Annotated in this window: 20 protein-coding genes; 10 read left to right on the top strand and 10 right to left on the bottom strand. The window is 62.4% G+C overall.

Annotated features, from left to right (window positions below):
- Nucleotides 1–3: 3 nt before the first annotated feature.
- The gene (locus J2Z31_RS18215; protein WP_209603116.1) at nt 4–1,005 is read left to right on the top strand and encodes an esterase-like activity of phytase family protein; all 1,002 of its coding nucleotides are present in this window, start codon (nt 4–6) and stop codon (nt 1,003–1,005) included.
- Here J2Z31_RS18215 and J2Z31_RS18210 read toward each other — a convergent pair.
- The gene (locus tag J2Z31_RS18210; RefSeq protein WP_209603114.1) at nt 1,002–1,661 is read right to left on the bottom strand and encodes a VUT family protein; all 660 of its coding nucleotides are present in this window, start codon (nt 1,659–1,661) and stop codon (nt 1,002–1,004) included. The genes J2Z31_RS18215 and J2Z31_RS18210 overlap by 4 nt on opposite strands.
- 113 nt (nt 1,662–1,774) lie before the next feature.
- Entirely contained in the window at nt 1,775–2,065 is a 291-nt protein-coding gene (gene rpmB, locus J2Z31_RS18205; RefSeq protein WP_209603112.1) for a 50S ribosomal protein L28, read from the bottom strand.
- 350 nt (nt 2,066–2,415) lie between these two features.
- Between rpmB and J2Z31_RS18200 the strand changes: the two genes are divergently transcribed.
- Together J2Z31_RS18200 and yddG are read left to right on the top strand one after the other, a co-directional pair.
- Nucleotides 2,416–3,189, top strand: coding sequence for a DUF3108 domain-containing protein (locus J2Z31_RS18200; RefSeq protein ID WP_408022046.1), 774 nt, complete (start codon nt 2,416–2,418; stop codon nt 3,187–3,189).
- A gap of 206 nt (nt 3,190–3,395) precedes the next feature.
- Nucleotides 3,396–4,286: an aromatic amino acid exporter YddG gene (gene yddG / locus J2Z31_RS18195; RefSeq protein WP_209603108.1), complete on the top strand. Its 891-nt coding sequence runs from the start codon at nt 3,396–3,398 to the stop codon at nt 4,284–4,286.
- Between the two features lie 35 nt (nt 4,287–4,321).
- Here the strand turns inward: yddG and J2Z31_RS18190 are convergent, their stop codons facing one another.
- Together J2Z31_RS18190 and gloB are read right to left on the bottom strand one after the other, a co-directional pair.
- Complete coding sequence (locus J2Z31_RS18190) at nt 4,322–4,765, bottom strand: cupin domain-containing protein (protein WP_209603106.1); 444 nt, start codon at nt 4,763–4,765, stop codon at nt 4,322–4,324.
- Nucleotides 4,765–5,535 (bottom strand): hydroxyacylglutathione hydrolase, encoded by a 771-nt coding sequence (gene gloB / locus J2Z31_RS18185; RefSeq protein ID WP_209603104.1) that lies wholly within the window; start codon nt 5,533–5,535, stop codon nt 4,765–4,767. The genes J2Z31_RS18190 and gloB overlap by 1 nt, the downstream gene beginning before the upstream one ends.
- Nucleotides 5,536–5,653: 118 nt before the next feature.
- Here gloB and J2Z31_RS18180 point away from each other — a divergent pair, with 118 nt between their 5' ends.
- From J2Z31_RS18180 to J2Z31_RS18170, 3 genes are all read left to right on the top strand, one after another.
- On the top strand, nt 5,654–6,424 hold the full coding sequence (locus J2Z31_RS18180; RefSeq protein ID WP_209603101.1) for a class I SAM-dependent methyltransferase: 771 nt from the start codon (nt 5,654–5,656) through the stop codon (nt 6,422–6,424).
- A gap of 227 nt (nt 6,425–6,651) precedes the next feature.
- Nucleotides 6,652–7,755: a histidinol-phosphate transaminase gene (gene hisC, locus J2Z31_RS18175; protein ID WP_209603100.1), complete on the top strand. Its 1,104-nt coding sequence runs from the start codon at nt 6,652–6,654 to the stop codon at nt 7,753–7,755.
- The gene (locus J2Z31_RS18170) at nt 7,752–8,678 is read left to right on the top strand and encodes a prephenate/arogenate dehydrogenase family protein (RefSeq protein WP_209603098.1); all 927 of its coding nucleotides are present in this window, start codon (nt 7,752–7,754) and stop codon (nt 8,676–8,678) included. The genes hisC and J2Z31_RS18170 overlap by 4 nt, the downstream gene beginning before the upstream one ends.
- A gap of 15 nt (nt 8,679–8,693) precedes the next feature.
- Here the strand turns inward: J2Z31_RS18170 and J2Z31_RS18165 are convergent, their stop codons facing one another.
- Nucleotides 8,694–9,707: a DUF2125 domain-containing protein gene (locus J2Z31_RS18165; RefSeq protein ID WP_209603096.1), complete on the bottom strand. Its 1,014-nt coding sequence runs from the start codon at nt 9,705–9,707 to the stop codon at nt 8,694–8,696.
- A gap of 237 nt (nt 9,708–9,944) precedes the next feature.
- Here J2Z31_RS18165 and J2Z31_RS18160 point away from each other — a divergent pair, with 237 nt between their 5' ends.
- On the top strand, nt 9,945–10,499 hold the full coding sequence (locus tag J2Z31_RS18160; protein WP_209603094.1) for a gamma-glutamylcyclotransferase: 555 nt from the start codon (nt 9,945–9,947) through the stop codon (nt 10,497–10,499).
- Nucleotides 10,500–10,621: 122 nt separating this feature from the next.
- On the opposite strand, the gene J2Z31_RS18155 is transcribed toward J2Z31_RS18160, so the two are convergent.
- The 4 genes from J2Z31_RS18155 to ftsE all read right to left on the bottom strand — a co-directional run bounded on the left by J2Z31_RS18155 (nt 10,622) and on the right by ftsE (nt 14,075).
- On the bottom strand, nt 10,622–11,401 hold the full coding sequence (locus J2Z31_RS18155) for a lysophospholipid acyltransferase family protein (RefSeq protein WP_209603092.1): 780 nt from the start codon (nt 11,399–11,401) through the stop codon (nt 10,622–10,624).
- 173 nt (nt 11,402–11,574) lie between these two features.
- Nucleotides 11,575–12,273: a YdcF family protein gene (locus tag J2Z31_RS18150; protein ID WP_209603730.1), complete on the bottom strand. Its 699-nt coding sequence runs from the start codon at nt 12,271–12,273 to the stop codon at nt 11,575–11,577.
- Between the two features lie 121 nt (nt 12,274–12,394).
- Complete coding sequence (locus J2Z31_RS18145) at nt 12,395–13,399, bottom strand: cell division protein FtsX (protein ID WP_209603090.1); 1,005 nt, start codon at nt 13,397–13,399, stop codon at nt 12,395–12,397.
- Nucleotides 13,392–14,075, bottom strand: a complete 684-nt coding sequence (ftsE, locus tag J2Z31_RS18140) for a cell division ATP-binding protein FtsE (RefSeq protein ID WP_209603089.1) — start codon at nt 14,073–14,075, stop codon at nt 13,392–13,394. Before ftsE ends, J2Z31_RS18145 begins: the two co-directional genes overlap by 8 nt.
- Nucleotides 14,076–14,403: 328 nt before the next feature.
- On the opposite strand from ftsE, the gene J2Z31_RS18135 reads away from it, so the two are divergent.
- The 3 genes from J2Z31_RS18135 to J2Z31_RS18125 all read left to right on the top strand — a co-directional run bounded on the left by J2Z31_RS18135 (nt 14,404) and on the right by J2Z31_RS18125 (nt 16,318).
- The gene (locus J2Z31_RS18135; protein WP_209603088.1) at nt 14,404–15,063 is read left to right on the top strand and encodes a hypothetical protein; all 660 of its coding nucleotides are present in this window, start codon (nt 14,404–14,406) and stop codon (nt 15,061–15,063) included.
- A 114-nt stretch (nt 15,064–15,177) separates the two neighbouring features.
- Nucleotides 15,178–15,720 carry a hypoxanthine phosphoribosyltransferase gene (hpt, locus tag J2Z31_RS18130; protein WP_209603086.1) on the top strand — a complete coding sequence of 181 codons (543 nt, stop codon included), beginning with the start codon at nt 15,178–15,180 and terminating at the stop codon, nt 15,718–15,720.
- Between the two features lie 238 nt (nt 15,721–15,958).
- Nucleotides 15,959–16,318, top strand: a complete 360-nt coding sequence (locus J2Z31_RS18125; RefSeq protein WP_209603084.1) for a response regulator — start codon at nt 15,959–15,961, stop codon at nt 16,316–16,318.
- A 179-nt stretch (nt 16,319–16,497) separates the two neighbouring features.
- Here J2Z31_RS18125 and J2Z31_RS18120 read toward each other — a convergent pair whose 3' ends face one another.
- Complete coding sequence (locus tag J2Z31_RS18120; RefSeq protein ID WP_209603082.1) at nt 16,498–19,098, bottom strand: TIGR02302 family protein; 2,601 nt, start codon at nt 19,096–19,098, stop codon at nt 16,498–16,500.
- Between the last annotated feature and the right edge of the window lie 24 nt (nt 19,099–19,122).

Here is a 19,122-nt window from a genome sequence, read left to right as displayed (position 1 = left end):
CCGATGCTTCGCTGCACTCTAGCCGTCCTGTTTCTGCTGACACCGATTGCCGCCACCCGGGCCGAGGCACCGCGCGAGACCATCTCGGTTCACAGCCGCCAGATAACTGAGTTCAAGGTCGGCTCGGAAGCAACGACGTTCGGTGCGCTTGAATTCGTCGGCGGCATCGAGATGACCTCGGCCAATCGGCTCTTCGGAGCGCTCTCGGCAATCCGTTTCCGTCCGGGCGGGAATTCGTTCGTCGCCGTCATGGACACAGGTCACTGGATCGAAGGCGCCGTCATCCGCGATGAAGCCGGCAGGCTTGCAGGCTTGACGGATCTCATAGCCACATCGATGACCGATGCCAACGGTGTGGCACAGCACGAGAAATGGAAAGTCGATTCCGAAGGCTTGGCGCTCCGGCAAGGCGAGGTGATCGTAAGCTTCGAGCAGTCACCGCGCGTCGACATCTATCCCGATCCGGGCTTCTCCTCATCCCCGCCCATCGGTCAGTTGAGCTTGCCCTTTCCCGCAACGGAATTGCGCAAGAACGGCGGCCTTGAAATGCTCGCCATCGCGCCGAAAGACGGGCCGCTTGCCGGGGCGGCCATCGTCGTTTCGGAGCGCAGCGTCGACGAGGAGGACAATCTCCTAGCCGGGATACTGGAGGGACCGATGCGGGGCACCTTCACCGTCGTGCGCAATGACCCTTATGCAGTAACTGACGGTGCCTTCCTGCCGAGTGGAGATCTGCTGTTGCTGGAGCGCCGTTTCAATCTCGCTTCCGGACTCGGCATGCGGATCCGCCGGATACCGGCGGCCGAGATCCGGCCGGGTGCGGTTGTCGACGGAGAGGTGCTGCTCGAGGCGGATATGGGTTATCAGATCGACAACATGGAAGGTCTCGACGTCGTCACCACTCCCGGTGGCGAGACCCGGCTGATCCTCGTTTCGGACGACAATCACTCGATCCTCGAGCGCAATCTCATGCTCGAGTTCCGCCTCGGCGCTTATTCCAATTAGCCGACCTCATTTGCGACCACACGCGGCGCTGTCGCAGCTGGCATAGGTTTGATGACGCTCATCAGGGCGCCATACGGCAAGAGCAGGACCACGCCGCAAAGGATCTTCACCAGGAGATCGCCGAGCGCCCAGGAAATCCAGCGCGGTGCTTCAGGCGCAAGCAGACCGAGCAGGGGAGTCGCCTCCAAGGCAAAAGCGTCGTTCGGTCCGATGAAGGCAAAGACAGGTGCGAAGGCGAAGGAGAAGAACATTGCCGTGTCCAGCCCCGAGCCGACAAGCGAACCCGCAAGCGGAGCGCGCCACCATGTCTGGCGCCGCAGGCGATTGAAAACGGCGATGTCGAGGAGCTGGCCGAAGAGGAAGGCCGAGCCGGAGGCGATTGCGATCCGCGGCGTCGCCAGATACATCGACAGGGTGACCCCGGTGACGAAACCGGCAAAGACGACGCGCCGCGCGATTTGCGGTCCGAAGTGGCGGTTGGTCAGATCGGTGACGAGGAAGGCAAAGGGATAGCTGAAAGCGCCCCAGGTCCAGAGGTCGCCGAGCTGCATGCCGGCAATTGCACCGGGCAGCGGATATTGGACGAGGAAATTCGAGGCGACGACCACGAGGGTCATCAGCGCGACATAGACAAGGAACATACGACCGATCAGCATTTTTTTATCCTGGGTGATGCCACCAGTAGGTGAATAGATGGGGCGACACGAGAAAAAGGCTTGCCGGACGAGCCCGCAAGCCTTCGCGTTTCTGGCAGACGTGCCGGCGCCGATCAGGCGGCTTCGGCAACCTTCTTGACGATCTGGCGGCGCAGCAGACGGGCGCGCATGCTCAGCTCGTTCTCGTCGGACTTCAGCAGGAAAGCATCGAGGCCGCCGCGATGTTCGACCGAACGCAGAGCGGCAGCAGAAACACGCAGCCGGAAGCGCTGACCGAGCGCATCGGAGATCAGCGTAACGTTGCACAGGTTCGGCAGGAACTTGCGCTTGGTCTTGTTGTTGGCGTGGCTCACATTGTGGCCCGACTGGACGCCCTTGCCGGTCAATTCGCAACTACGGGACATGATACACCTATTTTCTTTTCGCCGCCGGACAATGCGGGTAGCGGGCCTAGAGCCCAGGCCGCGTTCCTACTGGCCATATTGGAAAGTCGCGGTTCTATAGTCAGTGACGGGCGGCCAGTCAAGCCAAACCTGTGCATTCCTGCAAAACCGGCATTTTTCCGAGAGTTGCCGTTCGACGGACCGGCGCTGGTTTCCTGCCGTCACGAGGGCCTCCTTTAGCCTATTCAGGGCAGGTCGGCGTTCCGCTATTCCGTCTGCTTTCGGATTTTGAGCAATTGGCGCAGAAAAGCCGCAAACCGTAGGCAATTCAAGGGATGGCGACGGCAAATTCAGGGGAGATTTCGGGCATGATGTGGCGCACTGGCTTGCGGGCGGCGGCCATGTTGGCAGCCGCCGTGGTTTCCACAACATCCTCCGCTGCGGAGGTCCAACATCAGACGGATTACAGCATTGCGCTGGCCGGCCTGCCGGTGGCGCGGGCTTCTTTCTATACGGAACTCAACAAGAATCGATACACGATTTCGGGCAGGCTGCAATCCGCGGGTCTTGCCGACATCATCAAGCGGACGTCGGGGCAGACGCGCGTTTCCGGAGTGGTCGCGGACGACCATTTGCGTGCCACGGAATACTCGATGTCTTACCGCAGCGGCAGCAAGTCGCGCGCGATCAGCGTCATATTCCGCAACGGCAATGTGGTGCGCGCCAGCATGGAACCGAAGCGCACGCCGTTGCCGAAGAACTGGGTGCCGGTCACCCGGCGCGACATGCGCAACGTTCTCGACCCGCTTTCAGGGCTGATCATTCCGGCGAAGTCTCGCGTCTGCCCAAAAACCTTGCCCATCTTCGATGGCGAATCACGGCTCGACATAAACCTGTCGCCGAAGGGGACGAGGAACTTCAGGACCAATGGCTTCGCGGGCGAAGCGATCGTCTGCGGCGTCCGCTTCGTCCCGAAGGCGGGCTACAGGAAGGGACGTAAGGACGTCGAATACCTGCGGCGACTGAACTCGATGGAAATCTGGTTTGCGAAGTCGGAAGCCGTCAATGTCTATGCCCCGGTCTATGTCCGCATCCCGACCAAGCTTGGGCCGGTCACCGTTTCCGCGACGCGGTTCGGCGGTTGACCTTTCAGCGGAGCTCTTCCGGAAATCGCGAAAGAGCGCTACTGCATGGCTCCTTACATCGACTGCGATTCAAGGACAAAGACGCGCGGCGATTGGAAGTGCTACAGCAAGCTTGTGCATCTGATAAGGAGGCGCGGCGCTGTAGATCAGCTGCATCTTGAAACAGGCGGGGCGGCGGCCGGATCCGCGGCGGCGAGGGGGCGGTGATGAAGCTCAAGGCAACGCTGATCGGTTTTTCCGCAATCCTCATGTGGTCGCTGCTGGCGCTGTTTACGGCTGCCTCCGGTAAGATGCCGCCATTCCAGCTTTCGGCGATCTGCTTCCTGATCGGCAGTCTCCCCGGCATCATCCTGCTCACCCTGAAGCCTCGGCGTTTGGCGCTTTTGAAACAGCCGGCGAAGGTATGGCTTACCGGCATTGCCGGTCTCTTCGGCTATCACTTTCTCTATTTCACCGCGCTTCGAAATGCCCCGGCTGTCGAAGCGGGGCTGATCGCCTATCTTTGGCCGCTGCTGATCGTCGTCGGCTCGGCACTTTTGCCCGGCGAAAGGTTGCGTTGGTATCATGTTGCCGGTGCTGTTGCGGGCCTTGCTGGGACGATCCTGATCGTTTCGCGCAACGGCATCGACTTTGACGGCGCCTATACGCTCGGCTACGGAGCAGCCTTTCTCTGCGCCTTCACCTGGTCGGGCTATTCGCTGCTCACGCGCCGGTTCGACGCGGTTTCGACCGACGTCGTCACCGGCTTTTGCCTGGCGACCTCGGTCCTTTCCTTCCTCTGCCATCTCGGTCTTGAAAAGACGATCTGGCCTGACACGGGCTTTGAATGGTTGGCAGTGGCGGGGCTCGGCCTCCTGCCTGTCGGCGCGGCCTTTTATGCCTGGGATTACGGCGTCAAGAACGGCGACATCCAGCTGCTTGGCGTCGCCAGCTATGCGGCCCCGGTGCTCTCGACATTGATCCTCATCCTGTTCGGCTTCGCGGAGCCGTCCTGGCGAATCGCGGCCGCCTGCCTGCTGGTCACCGGAGGCGCGGTGCTTGCGGCACGGGACATGATCTTCCGCAGGGCGCGAACTGCGATACAGCCCGCGGAGTAGGTGTGCGGCGTTTCCGCTCACCTCCACGACTGCCCCTAACCTGCAGGCGGCTGCCAATCCGGAGCCGCCATCTCGAAGGCGGAAAAATCGAAGCCGGGCGCGACTGTGCAGCCGACGAGAGTCCAGTTCCCAAGGGACTTGGCTGATTGCCACCAGCCTGCCGGGATGACATGCTGCGGCCTTTCGCCGGCGAGAAGGTCGGCGCCGAGGCGCATATGCGTGGCCGGCCGGCCGGGTTCGGCAAATTCCAGTTCGAGGGGTGCGCCGGCGTAGAAGTGCCAGACTTCGGCGGCGTCGTGGACGCGGTGCCAATGCGAGCGGTCGCCCTTTTCGAGCAGGTAGTAGATGGCGGTGGAATGGCCGCGCGGCCCGCCCGCGGGATCGCGGAAAATTTCGGTGTACCAGCCGCCTTCCGGATGGCGCGTCAGCCCAAGCGCTTCGATGATCGCCGCCGCCGTCAAGTCTCGCGCCGCCGTCATCAGAAGTTATCCTTGCGCTTGCGGATCTCCGCAAAGACCGCGGCATCACTCGCCTTTTCCATCCCGAGGTTGGCGCGGATCTTCGGATCGGCGGCCCGCAGGAAGGGATTGGTTTGCTTCTCCAGCCCGATCGTCGTTGGCGCCGTGAAGCCGCCATCCGACCGGGTTTCCTCGATTTCGGCGGCGCGCTCCTTCAGGGCCGGATTGTCCGGGTCGATCGTGACGGCAAAATGGGCATTGGCGAGCGTGTATTCGTGGCCGAAGTAAACGGCAGTGTCGTCGGGCAGCGCCATCAGCCGACTGAGCGACTGCCACATCGTTTCCGCCGTTCCCTCGAACAGCCGGCCGCAGCCAAGCGCGAAAAGCGTGTCGGCGGCAAAGAGCAGCTTGTCCTCAGGGAGATAATAGCAGATGTGCCCAGCCGTGTGCCCCGCAGTCTCTATGACTTCAACCGGGTGGCCGGCGAAGTCGAAGCGATCGCCGTCTGCCACAAGCTTGTCGATGCCGGGGATCTTGGATGCTTCGCTCTTGGGGGCGATGATCGTGACGCCGAAGCGTTCCTTGAGGCTGACATTCGCGGCTACATGGTCGCCGTGGTGATGGGTCGTCAGGATGTGCGTCAGCCGCCAGCCGCGCCGCTCCAGCGCCTCCAGGATCGGCAATTCCTCCGGCGCGTCGATCGAGGCCGTCGCGCCGCTTGCCGGGTCGTGAAGAAGCACACCGAAATTATCGGTGCGGCAGAGGAAGAGGTCGAGTTCGAGCGCTGTCATGGATTGATCCTCCGATCAGGCGTATCGATCTGAATCAACGGCGGGCGGCAATCCCCCGTTCGAGTTCCCGTCCGAATGTAGCGAGGCTCGCCTTGAAGTCTACCGCCCCGAGGCTAACATGTTGCGCATGCACACCGATATCGTCGATCTCCGCGAATTCTATCATTCCGAACTCGGCCGGATGGCGGAACAGGCCGTCAGCATGGCGCTGTCTTCGATCTGGGCCAAGCTCCCGGAAGAGCGGCTCGTCGGGCTCGGTTACGCGATTCCCTATCTCGAGCGTTTTCGCCCCGACACCGAGCGGACCTTCGCCTTCATGCCGGCGGGCCAGGGGGCGGTGAACTGGCCGATTGCCGAATTATCCTCGACGGCATTGGTCTTCGACGAGGAACTGCCGTTGCCGGACGCTTCGATCGATCGCGTGCTGATGGTCCATGCGCTGGAGTTCGCCGAAAGTCCGCGCGAGACGATGAAGGAGATCTGGCGGATTCTGGCGCCGGGCGGAAGACTCGTCATCGTCGTGCCGAATCGACGCGGTGTCTGGGCACGGATGGAGCATACCCCCTTCGGTTCGGGCCGGCCCTATTCACGCGGGCAACTGACGGCGCTCCTGCGCGAGACGAACTTCACGCCGGGCGCCAGTTCCGAGGCGCTGTTTTTTCCGCCATCCAGGCGCAAGCTGATTCTTCGTCTGCGCCATGGCCTCGAGCGCTTCGGCCGGAAACTCTGGCCGGTCTTCTCCGGAGTCATCATCGTCGAGGCGCAGAAGCGGCTCTATCAAGGCCTGCCGGTGGCCGTCCGCGCCTCCCGCCGCGTCTTCGTTCCCGTGCTGGCGCCGCATGGGGTTCCGAGCACGAGGAGTCGTGCAGTGGAGGCAGGAGTGCCGTAAGCGCAGTGCTCCCCTTCCTGTCCTATTGTATCTGCCGATGGCACGGACGTGCGATCTAAGCGACTGAGCCTCGGCGGCCGGGGCTCAGTCGCTTCCGTCGCAGGAAGTTTCTCAAGGGCAGACACAAGGGGCAAAAATCGAGTGCCTGCCAGGCGTAAGGAGGTCGCACTCGACAAACATCCGCGGCCCCGGTATTGGACCGCATTCTTCCTGCGAAAGCCGAGCCGATGAATCTTGCCTTGAAGAGCCCTGAGCCGCGCCCTGGTATCCTGGACATCGCCGCCTATGTGCCGGGCAAGGAGCATGCGCCGGGTGTCGCCAGGGTACACAAGCTTTCGTCGAACGAAACGCCGCTTGGTGCCAGCCCCCGCGCAATCGAGGCGTTCCAGCAGACGGCGGTCAGTCTCGAGCGCTATCCGGACGGGCAGGCGCGTGCGCTCAAAGAAGCGATAGCTTCCGTGCATGGGCTGAATCCGGCCAATATTCTCACCGGCAACGGTTCGGACGAGTTGCTCGGGCTGCTTTGCCACACCTATCTCGAGGCTGGCGACGAGGGGATCGTTACCGAGCACGGCTTCCTGGTCTACAAGATCCAGATCACCGCAGCCGGCGGTACCGCGGTCACCGTCAAGGAAAAGGATGCGCGTGTCGACGTCGACGCGATCCTGGCCGCCGTCACCGGGCGAACGAAGATCGTCTTCATCGCCAATCCCGCCAACCCGACGGGAACTTATATACCCGTCAACGAGGTGCGGCGCCTGCATTCGGGTCTCCCGGCCGGCGTGCTCTTGGTGCTGGACGCGGCCTATGCCGAATATGTCCGGCGCAACGACTACGAGGCGGGGCTTGAGCTCGTGTCCGCCAACCGCAACGTGGTGATGACGCGCACCCTTTCGAAGATCTATGGTCTTGCGGCATTGCGCATCGGATGGATGTATGCTCCGCGCGAGGTGGTGGACGCTGTGGAACGCGTGCGCGGTCCCTTTAATCTCAACGCACCGGCGATCGCCGCCGGTGCTGCGGCGATTCGCGATCAGACCCACGTCGCTGCCGCGGTGGACCACAACCTCACCTGGCTCGCAAAGGTCGGCGAAGCCTTGACGGCCATCGGCCTCCGTGTGACGCCTTCGGTCACCAATTTCGTGCTGATCCACTTCCCGGAGACGGGAAGGACAGCCGAAGACGCCGATGCCTTCCTGACGAGCCGCGGCTTCATTCTGCGCGCCGTCAGAGCATACGGATTTCCGAATGCTCTGCGCATGACCATCGGCTCGCAGGAAGCGAACGAGGGCGTGATCGCGGCCCTGACTGAATTCATGGGACGGAAATGATGGCTCAGCAGTTCGAAACCATTGCGCTTATCGGCATCGGCTTGATCGGCTCGTCCATCGCGCGGGAGATCCGCGAGAAGCAGCTCGCCGGCACGATCGTCGTTTCGACACGCAGCGACGCGACCCTAAAGCGTGCCGGTGAGCTCGGCCTTGGCGACCGCTACACGCTGTCGGCGGGCGAGGCGGTCAAGGATGCCGATCTCGTCGTTGTTTCCATCCCGGTCGGCGCTTCCGGCGCCGTCGCGGCGGAAATCGCCGCGCATCTGAAACCCGGCGCGATCGTCACCGATGTCGGCTCGACCAAGGGATCGGTGATTGCACAGATGGCGCCGCGCCTGCCGAAGACGGTTCATTTCATTCCTGGTCATCCGATCGCCGGCACCGAGCACTCCGGCCCCGATGCGGGCTTTGTCGGGCTGTTCCGCGGCCGCTGGTGCATCCTGACGCCGCCGCCCGGAACCGATGAGGAGGCCATCGCGCGACTGCGGCTCTTCTGGGAGACGCTCGGCTCCATGGTGGACGAGATGGACCCGGAGCATCACGACAAGGTGCTGGCGATCGTCTCGCACCTGCCGCACATCATCGCCTACAACATCGTCGGAACGGCGGACGATCTGGAAACGGTGACAGAATCCGAGGTGATCAAATATTCGGCCTCCGGTTTTCGCGACTTCACGCGTCTGGCGGCGTCGGACCCGACCATGTGGCGTGACGTCTGCCTGCACAACAAGGACGCGATCCTCGAAATGCTCGCGCGCTTCTCCGAGGATCTCGCCTCGTTGCAGCGCGCCATCCGCTGGGGTGACGGCGACAAGCTGTTCGAGCTGTTTGCCCGCACGCGGGCAATCCGCCGGTCGATCATCCAGGCCGGCCAGGATACGGCCATGCCGGACTTCGGCCGCCACGCGATGGATCAGAAATAGCGCTTTCAGCCCACGTCACAACGGCGGCAATACGCCGACCGGGACGAAGGCGAGGAAGGCGGTGCCGTCGCGCACGTTGAGCTTGACCGTTGCCTCGTCCTTGCCGCCAGCAAGCGCTGTCAGCATATTGGCAACGTTGTTGATCAGGTCGGTCTCTTCGGGGGAGGTCTTCACCAGGGTCTCGCGCCAGGCGCTGATGTTGGTCAAGGTGAGCGAGAATTCGCCGGACACGAGCCCCTGGTCGTTGATCGAGAAGGGACCGGAGAGCCTGGCACTCATTCCGGCGCCCATGTCGACCGTCACCTGCCGCAGCTCTCCCTTGCTGCCGCGTAGCATATGGGGAAAGAGGGCGCCTTCCCGCAGCCATTCGGCTTTGCCCGTGATCGTGAGGTCGGCCGCGAGATCGGACGGCGGCGCGGCGCTCGGGCCGTCTTCGGGGCGCAGGTCGAGCTTGTCCACGCTCATGGCTGCGTCCAAGTCCTCACCATTCTGGCGCAGATGCAGCTCCCCGTGATTGGCGCCAAAGCCCAGCGCGTGTTCGGTCAGCGGCGAGCGCACCGTACCCGTCAAATTGTCATAGGCAACCGAGGTCCGATCGACGCCCGAGAGGGTTGCCTTGAGGCTCGCATGCATCAGCGTCCAATCGGCTGAGATCGAAACGCCGGGCGAGAAGCGGATTTCGGCCGGTCCGTCGAGCTCCATCACAGCCCGGCCGGGCTGATAGACCTGTGCGGCCGTTCGCAAGGCGCCGAAGGAGGCGGAGGCACCGTAACGCGTGTCATCGAGGCGCACCTTTTCGCAGAAGAGACCGATGCGGAAGGGAAACCCGCGAACTTCCATGTCTGCGCATTCGCCGCCGAAGCCGCTCGCTCGCTTCTCCTCGAGATAAGCCGGCAAGCGTTTCTCGATGTGATCGGCTGCCAAGAACCAGCCGCCGGTATAGAGGCCTGTGACGAGCGCGATGCCCGCTGCCAACCAGAAAAACTTCCTGCCAACCGGCGATCCGTTGGCGATTTCGGTTGCCGTCATTCTGTCGTTCACTCCAATCCGCAGCTTCGGAAGGCTTCTTTGCAAGGCAGCTTCCGATTGCATACACTAACTTCCTGCAATGCCGTGCGATCTCTTGTTCGGCTCGCCTCGGCGCAGTTCCTTGAGAATAGAGCGGAATGCGGCAGAAACCGCTTCACAGCCCCGCTGATCCCGCTCTACAAGGCCACTTGGCCGTGTCGACCCAAATCTCGGCAGGCCGAAGCCAGCATCGGTTGAATGGCAGCGGATATGGACGAATTTTGGGTCTTTGGCTACGGGTCGTTGATGTGGAATCCGGGCTTTCCTTTCGAGGAGAAGCTGACGGCGCGCGCTTTCGGCTATCGCCGCTCGCTCTGCGTACACTCCTGGGTTCATCGCGGTACCGAACGGCGGCCGGGCCTGGTGCTCGGGCTCGACTATGGCGGCTCCTGCATTGGTACGGCATTTCGCATTGCGCCCGCGGAAAGGGCCGGCGTTATCGACTATCTGCGCGAGCGTGAGCTCGTCACCCACGTGTACAAGGAACGTACCATGCCGGTGCAACTCATGAATGGGCGCCGTGTACCGGCGCTTGCCTATGTGGTCGACCGGACCCATCCGCAATATGCCGGCGCAAGGACGGCAGCGGAAGCGGCAGCCGTGGTTGCAGGGGCAGTCGGCAAGTCGGGCCCGAACAGCGAGTATGTCCTCAACACGCTGGCGCATCTCCAGGAACTGGGCATTCGGGACCATTGGCTCGAGGAGGTCGCGGCCGAGTTGCCGATCGGCGCAGCGGTTTCGGTTCGGGCGTGACTGCTGCATGTCTCCTGATCCGTTTCAATCAGGACAAGGCATGCAGCGATTCGATGTTACAGCGATCATTGCGCGTCTCATGGATGGGCGACGCAGTAGCGGGGAGGGATGCGCGTAGCGCTCTACTGGCCTAGCTCGCGCAGTCGCTGCTTGGCCGTGGCGGGCAGCGGCAGATGAGGATTGGCCTTCACGGTTTCGACGAGAAGCTCGTCGCTCGCCGCCTCGGTCACCTGTACGAGCCTGTCCAGGAAGGCGTCCGGGTCCATGCCGGACTCGATCGGCGGAAGGATGCGCACCTTGAAATGGCCGGGGAAGCGCAGGAACTTGCGCCGAGGCCAGAAGAGGCCCGGATGCATGGCGATCGGGACGACCGGCACCTGCAGGTCGCGGTAGAGACGGGCGATGCCATATTTGTATTCCGGTGGCGCCCCGGGCGGGCGGCGCGTGCCTTCCGGGTAGATGATCAACTGACGGCCGGTTGCCAGTTCCCGCTTGGTTCGCTCCATCACGGCGGTCATGGCTTTGCCCCGAGCGGCGCGGTTTACCGGGACCATTCGCTGCTTGATGACATACCAGCCGAACAGCGGAATCCAGGTGAGCTCGCGCTTCAGAATGTAGAACGGATCGTCGAGCCAGGGCAGCAGCGCATAGGTGTCCCAAAAGGATTGATGCTTCGGCGCGAAGATGTAAGCGCCCTTAGGAATGTTCTCCAGACCCTCGATCTCGAAGGTCGTGCCGACGATCTTCTCCATCAGCCAGTGATTGCTGCGCACCCAATTCTTCGGCACGATCCAGGACGCCTTGCGAGGCAGGAGGAAATAGACGGGCGTCATCACGATCATTTGCGCGATCAGATTGGCGTAGAAGGCCAGATTGAAAAGGATCGAACGCAGAATGATCATCAGGCAGGCTCTCGAAGGGAAACTACGGCCAAGCGGCCGATTAGCTTCGCTGCCTACACGAATATGCTATCGAGGAAAACAGTCTCGCGGTCGCTGTAGCAGCGTCTTTTCCAAAATCGCCGCCTTTGCCCGCCTGCGGAGAACGGGCAGGCGCATTAGAGCACGATATGTCGCTACTCTTGGCCCTTAGCCATTTGTGTGGAGACGATTCCGACCCAGTTTGGACTAAGCGAGCCGATGACGTCGCGTAGCAAGGCGACGGAATACTTGGCGTATTCAAGTAGAATGGCTTTCAGGAAGAGCGGATTGCGCAGCCAATTGCTCGTCTTGAGATCGGAATTGACGACCGGAAAAGCGATGAATTCCGTTTCCGGCCGCGCGCGGCGCAGTTCGAGGAGACTGCGGGGCATGTGATAGTTGTTGGTGACGACGAGAATACTCCGGTAACCCCGATCGCGAATCCAGTAGGATGCCTCGGCGGCATTGCCGATCGTGTCGACTGCTTCTCGGCCGATGTCGACGCAGCATGTGAACAGGGCGGCCGAACCCTGCGTGTTGCGACGTATCTGGCTTCTGGTGGTCGTCGGGTGGACTCCGGAGATGAGCAGGCGCTTGCCGGCGCCGGCCTTCAAGAGTTCGACGCCCTGGTCGATCCGTTGAAACCCGCCGGTCAGCACGATGATCGCGTCGGCCTTCGGGGAGGGCGGCGGCTGCAAGGAGGCGACTTCGTCGGCGAATTGCAGGAAGCCGGCGACGAAAATGCCGAGGCATGGGACCAGCACGAAGAAACCTCGGCGCAGGATTTTCCGCAGCAGGCTACGGGACCGGCGACGGTGAGCGGCCTTGTCTCGCCATTTGCCCGTCCCGGCCATTTCGGTCCCGCGAAGCTCCTCAACCATCGTGATTCTCTCACATAGCCGCGGATTGCGGCAGGGACTAGTCCGATTTTGGCCGGTTCACCGCGTGCCCGCCTCCTATACGGGTACGAAAGCTCTAACCCTGGAAGACGTCGGTACGGCCGGGATCCGATCGAATCAGATCGATTTCGTAGATCGTCCGCATGACTGTAAGGCGGGCCGTCAGCGTCGTCAGCAGAGCGATGACGAGAATGATCGCGAAAATCCCGAGATAGCCGGTATAGCCGATCGAAAACGTGCCGAAGAGTGCGGTCGCCTGGTCCGTTTCGGGTGTCGCCAGCGTCTGCGATTGCCAGATGCTGGCGAGCGCGAAGGACAGAGCGGCAAGCAAGCCCCCGGCGCCGGCGCCTTTCAAGCTGATGCGCAGGAAGTGCTTCTGGAATTCGGAGGCGACGAAGCCGGCCTCCGCTCCGACGAAGTGCAGGACCTCGACGATGTGACGATTGCCGGAGAGGGCACCGCGCGTGGCGAAGACAACCGTCAGGATCATCGCCGAGAAGACGAGCATCAGCACGCCCGTGCCGATCATGGCAGTGGTGTTCGCCATCGCCACCAGGCGGTCGACCCAGGTGCGGTGATCGTCGAGGAAGGCCTGTGGGATCGTTTCGGTGAGCGCCTTTCGCATGGCGGAGAAGTCCGGGGGATTGTTCTCGTCTATCGTGATCACCACCAGCCGTGGCACCGGCAACTCGTCGAGATCCAGGCCGCCGCCGAGCCAGGGTTCGAGGAGCCGTGCCGTGGTCGCACGGTCGACGATCGTCCCGCTCTTCGTACCGGCGAACGTCAAGGCGAGATCGCGCGCGTCGGCGAGTGCCTTCTCCATGTCGAGATCGTCGTCCGGCTTGATCTGAATGGTGATTTCCCGGGAGATCTGCGACTGCCAGCTCTGCGCCGTCGCCCGCACCATACTGACGCCGCCGAGCGTCAGGCAGGCGAGAAAGGACATGATGGCGACAACGCACATCAAGGCATGGCCGGAGACATTGGCCGAGGGGACGATCGGCCCTGTCGGGCGCACGCGCATTTCGGCGCGGCGCTGCTGCGGCTGTGGGGCTTGTTCGCGGGGGCGGTGTTCATTCATAGATGTCGAGCCGCCCCTGTGACAGGATCATGCGCCGGGCCTCGACCTGGTCCATCAGCGACAGGTCGTGCGTGGCAATCACGACTGCGGTGCCGAGCCGGTTCAATTCGAGGAAAAGGTTCAGAAGCCGTCTCGCCATCGGCGGGTCGACGTTGCCGGTCGGCTCGTCGGCGAGCAGAATTTCCGGCCGGTCGATCAGCGCTCGAGCAATGGCCGCGCGCTGCTTCTCCCCGCCGGAAAGTACCGGCGGCAAGACATTGATCCGCTCGCCAAGGCCAACCCACTTCAAAAGCTCGAGCACGTCGGAGCGATAGGTGGTTTCGTCCTTGCCCCGCACCCTCAGCGGCAGCGCTACGTTCTCGTAGGTCGTCAGATGGTCGAGCAGGCGGAAGTCCTGAAACACGATGCCGATTCGACGGCGCAACATCGGGAACTCGTCGCGCGGAATAGAGGAGATGTTGCGGTCAAACATGCGGATCAGCCCGCGCGTCGGCTTCAGAGAGAGAAAGAGCAGGCGCAGCAGAGTCGTTTTCCCCGCTCCGGAGGGGCCTGTCAGAAACTGAAAGGAGCGGCGCGGAATATCGAAGGTCAGGTCCCGGAGGATTTCCGGTCCCATGCCATAGCGCAATCCGACATTCTCAAAATGGATCAATGGGAAAGCCCAGTCTCTCGTCACGACTTCGACATCCGCGTCTGTAGCGGTTAGCCTCCGGCATACCGCTCGCTTGGGCCGCCCGATGCTCAATCAGCTCCGATTGCCGGACCGTGCAACAGGACAGCGCGTCTGCCAAGGCGAAACCGAGTGCGGCAGCATGGTTAAGCGGCCATTAAAATTTCATGAAAAGACGCCGCTTTCGCGGCTCTTTTTCGAAACATTAACCATTTCCGTTTACGTGTCGTCAGGATTTGATGCAATGCCTGTTTCTTGCGAGATCTCCGTTGGGCGTTGCAAAAGCGAACACCGGCGCGCCTTGGTGAGGCGCGGCGCTCCGATGGGAGAGCCCATGCAGGCATTCCGCACGAAACGCACTGCTGCTATCGACCTGCTTCCGCCGGAACGCGAAGCGCGCCGCCCGAGCAGAGCCGCCCTTAGAGATCCCGACTATATCGATGTCGAGTTCGAGACCCTAGGCCCGTCGCCGCGGCGCGGCCCCTATCCGGTCTTCAACGACAATCGACGAACGGGCGCGCGCCTCGTATCGCGACCGATGACGTCAGGAGGGATGAGCCTGCCGCGGCAGATCCTTGCCCGGATGGCGGCAAGACTGGACGCGATGCCGCCGCGGCGTTTCGCTGGTCTGGTCGCCGGTGCGATATTGGCTGCATTTCTGGCGATTTCTGGCCTTGCGGGGCAAAGCGAGGCCGATGCGCATCCATTGGCAATTGAAGACGTCACGGCTGCGCTTCGCCGTTCCGGCGGAATGCGCGTGCTCTCCGTCTATGCCACGATCGGCAACCGGTCAGAAGTCGAGCAGCGCTTGCCCTCCGTCGTCGTGGATGTAATGAGCAACGGCCGCAAGATCACCGCGACACGCCTGCTGCCCGAAGGTGCCGCCATGGCGCCCGGAGAACGCCGCCATCTGGTCGCGCGGCTACCCTACGCGGGCGGAAAAAAGCCGGATGTCACGGTTTCTTTTGACGAAGACAGTGCCTCGCTTCGCTGATTGTGGTAATCGGCGGCTGAGAGAGCATGAGGAAAGTCGCAACGGACTTTCGTCGTGCTCCGCCAGCACATAAGGGAGGGCCTACGTTCTTCCTGACAGAACGGAGTAACAGGCATGCCCGTCGTCCGCGGCAAGAAAATCGAGGTGCTTTACAGCGCAGAGGTGATTGCGAAGCGCAACCGCGAAATGGCCGAGGAGATCATGCGTGGGCCGCACAAGGACCTGCTCGTCATCTCGATCCTTAAGGGTTCATTCATTTTTGCGGCCGATCTCATCCGTGCCATGCACGATGCCGGTCTTGCGCCCGAAGTCGAATTCATAACGCTGTCGAGCTACGGCACGGGAACCGAGTCCAAAGGCGTGAAGATCACCAAGGACATCGACAGCGATGTACACGACCGCGACGTGCTGGTGATCGACGACATTCTCGAGTCCGGCCGTACGCTGCGTTTCGCCAGGGATCTGCTCTACGAACGTGGTGCGCGCAACGTCACCGTAGCGGTACTTCTCGACAAGCGCTCGAAGCGCAAGGTGGATCTCGAGGCGGACTATGTCGGCTTCGAATGCCCGGACCACTTCGTGGTCGGTTACGGCATGGACGTCGCCTACGCCTTCCGCGAATTGCCTTTCGTCGGCATCGTCACCGGGGACGCCTAGCGCATCGGCCCGATATGCGAACCTGGAAGTCGGCACGGGATGCGGGCGGAATACCGCGCACTCCTCTCCTCATCCTGCCAGTAGACCTTATTGGTCCTGTAAAAACCGGTTCGGCGCGTTTACCGAAAGCAAACGAAAAGCTGGTTGTTTGGGGCGGCGTGGCGGACGAGTAGCCGTCACGCGTAGCTTCAATGAGATAGAGCCCAGCGCTCTATGCGAGCGAACACGGGAGGCCATGATGGCGAAAATCCTGATTACCGAGGATGAGGATGCCTTGCGCTCATTCGTTGCGCGGGCGCTGCAACTCGACGGGCACGAAACGGTCGAAGCGGGAGACGGAGCCGACGGGCTCGCCCGTCTCAAAGACGAGCCATTCGACCTCCTATTATCCGATATCCGGATGCCGGTCATGGATGGCATCGAGCTGACCCACCAGGCATCAGCCGCCTTTCCACAACTGAGGATTCTATTGATGACCGGTTTTGCCGAGCAGCGTGAGCGCGCCGACGACCTCTCCGGCAAGGTCGTGGATGTGATTTGCAAACCGTTCACCTTGCCCGACATCCGCAAGGCGGTTGCCCACGCCCTTGCGGCCTGACTGACTGCCGCAACGTCCTACAACGCCAGTGCGTCCTATCGGGCGCAATCAGAAGCACACAGTTCGATGTAGTGCTCTGTATCGCTGTATGCCTTGTCCTTCACGGTTCAAGGAGACATGCGGCGAGGGACGCGTCGCATGAAATAGCGTGGAGATATCTCTTTCGGTGTTGATACGCGTCAGCGCATGTCGAGCAGGCGTTCGAGATACTGGCGCTCTACATCCGGCGACAGGTTGTCGCCGAGCTTACGCCTGATCGCATCGAGGATCTGCCGGGCACGCTGGGTATCGATCTCATCCGGCACTTCTACCTGATCGTCGAAATAGGGACCGGCGTTCTGATGGCGCCGTCCAAGTGGATCGCGCCCGCTCTGCCCGTATTGCGGCATGCCCATTCCCGGGCCCTGTTGCTGTCCCTGGGCCTGCATCTGGTTCATCATGTCCTGCGCGCCTTCGCGCAGCGCCTGCAGTGCGCGGCCCTGGCTGCCGACGGCGCGCTCGCCTTGGCCCTCGCCCAAGGCGCCGGCGGCGTCTCCCATCTCCTTCTGCGCCTCGCCAAAGCCCTTGCCGGGCTTGATGCCGAGATCCTCGAGGCCCTTCTGAAGCTCGCCCAGCTGCTTGCCGAGTGACTCCTGCTGCTGCTTCAGTTTCCTGAGCGCCTCTTTCAGTTGCTCGGCGGTCATACCGTCGAGCGGATTCGGCTGTCCATTGGGATCGCTGCCCTGGCCGGGGTCCTGGGGCATGTCCTCATTGAAGAGCTCGCTGTCCTCGCCTTCGAGCGGGTCGCCCCGCTGCATTCGGTCTCGTAACGCCTGATCCAGCTTGAAGGTCTCGTCCATCAATTGCTGCTGCTGCTGCATCAGTTGCCCGAGCTTGTCCATCTGCTGGCGCATCGGGTTGTTCTCGCCCATCTGCTGCATCATGCGGGCGGATGGCAGATTGCTCATCATTCGCTGCAACTCCGACAGGAGCTGGCGGGCCTCGTCGCGCGAGCCGGAGCGTGCGAGATTCTCGATCTGGTCCATCATCTTTTCCAGGTCCTGCTGGCGCAGCACGTTGTTCATGTCCGGATTGCCGGCCATTGGCGGGTTTTTCGCCAATTGCTCGGCGAGCGCCTGCATGTACTCTTGCATCGCCTGCCGCAGCTCCTGCATCAGCTTGGCGATCTCCTCGTCGGGAGCGTTGCGTTCAAGAGCATCCGAAAGCGCTTGCTGCGCATCGCGAAGGCGCCGCTCGGCAAGCGACAGGTCGCCGTCCTCGATGCCGAGCGCGATTTCCCAGAGATGGTCGGCGGCATCGCGCAGCATGTCATCGTCGCGCGCGAGCTTCATCCGCGTCTTTGCCGATTGGAGCAACAGGAAATGCGTGAGCTTAGCGATCGTCTCCTCGGGATAGAGCGTCAGCGCTTCGTTGAGCTCGACCGCCCGCGGCAACTGATTGGCGTCGAGCGCGAAGATCTGCCGCTGTTCGGCGACGGATGCGGCGAGCGGCTCGAAGAACGGGCGCGCCGGCAGCACCATTTCCTCGGGCAGGCTGCGGCCTTCCTGGCCCGCGGCGTCCCGGGCAACGAGGGTGATCTTGACGCGCTTGCCCGAAAGCGGATGTTCGCTGAGATTGCGGGTCGTCGTTCCCTTGGCTTCGCGAGTGTTGCGCCGCGGCAGATCGAGTCGGTACTCGGGCGGAGCATAAAGCGGGTGGGCATTGCCAGGGGGCTCTTCCAGAGGCTCTATCTCCGCCCATGCCTGCGAGATGCCATAGTCGTCATGGGCGAGGAAGCTGATTTCGAGCGACGCGTTTGCCGTTCCCCGGGGCGGTTCACCGAAGGCAATGTCCGGAACGCTGTCAGGGGTGATCTTGAAGCTCCAGCTCTTTCCGGCGACGGAAAGCGTTCCGTCGCGGGTGATCTTGTAGAGGTGGTTGCGTGCGCCCCTCGCAATATCCGACTTTGGCTGCGATCCCGGCTTGCTCTCCGAGGCAGGAATGATGGTCGGCTCCCCCTTGCCCGTTTCGCTGTAACTGACTTCGGTCTCCTGGTCGGCGCCGGTTATCCGCACGGTGAGATCGCTGAACTGCGGGATGGTGACCGGTCCGGTCTCATCCTGAGCGGGGGTCATGTCCTGTCGGCCGGTCAGAAAGATCGGTGCACGACCGGTATGGGCAGGCGGCGTCACCCATGCATCGATGCGCACGTCCGGTGCAGCCATTTGCCGATCAGGCAAGCGGAACGCGTCGGACGGCACTCCCGCACGATTGGAATATGAGTAGGCGAAGGCGATACAGGCGATGAGAACCGGCACGGCTCTCATCGCAAAAGGGTCATGTCGCGCGATGTCGGGGCGCGGAGTGCCGGTTTCCAGGCCGCGGACGAGACGTGCCATGCGCACCTGGTGCTCGCGCCAGAGCGCAGCGCCGATAGAGCCTCCCGTCGCCGGTTCGTCGTCCTGGACACGGATCGCCTGATGCGGCAGCCGGTTGCGCTCCTCAAGCATCCTGTCGGCATCGGCAACCGCCGGCCAGCGGATGCGGGTCAGCGGGAGAAGCGTGAGGAGCAATCCGACGACGAAGCCGAGCAGTGTCAGAATGTGCAGCCACAGCGGCGCAACACGGAAGAAGCCGACCCAGCCGGCCGAGAGGAACAGGAGGACGATCGAAAGGGGGGCGAGTGCGCGGGGCAGCACCTGCTCGGCCGCCAGCACCAGTCGGGCCAGAAACCGCTTTGCAGCCAACATCCTGGCGAACGGCCTCGGTCGTGGCGTCTCATCCTGTCGGAACTGCGTCATGCGCCCAGATTCCTTAATTCGGCC

Origin of the sequence: Sinorhizobium kostiense (genome assembly GCF_017874595.1) — a bacterium.
GTDB lineage: Bacteria > Pseudomonadota > Alphaproteobacteria > Rhizobiales > Rhizobiaceae > Sinorhizobium > Sinorhizobium kostiense.
The sequence above is the reverse complement of the archived record's forward strand: the minus strand, read 5'-3'. Positions and strand labels throughout refer to the sequence as shown.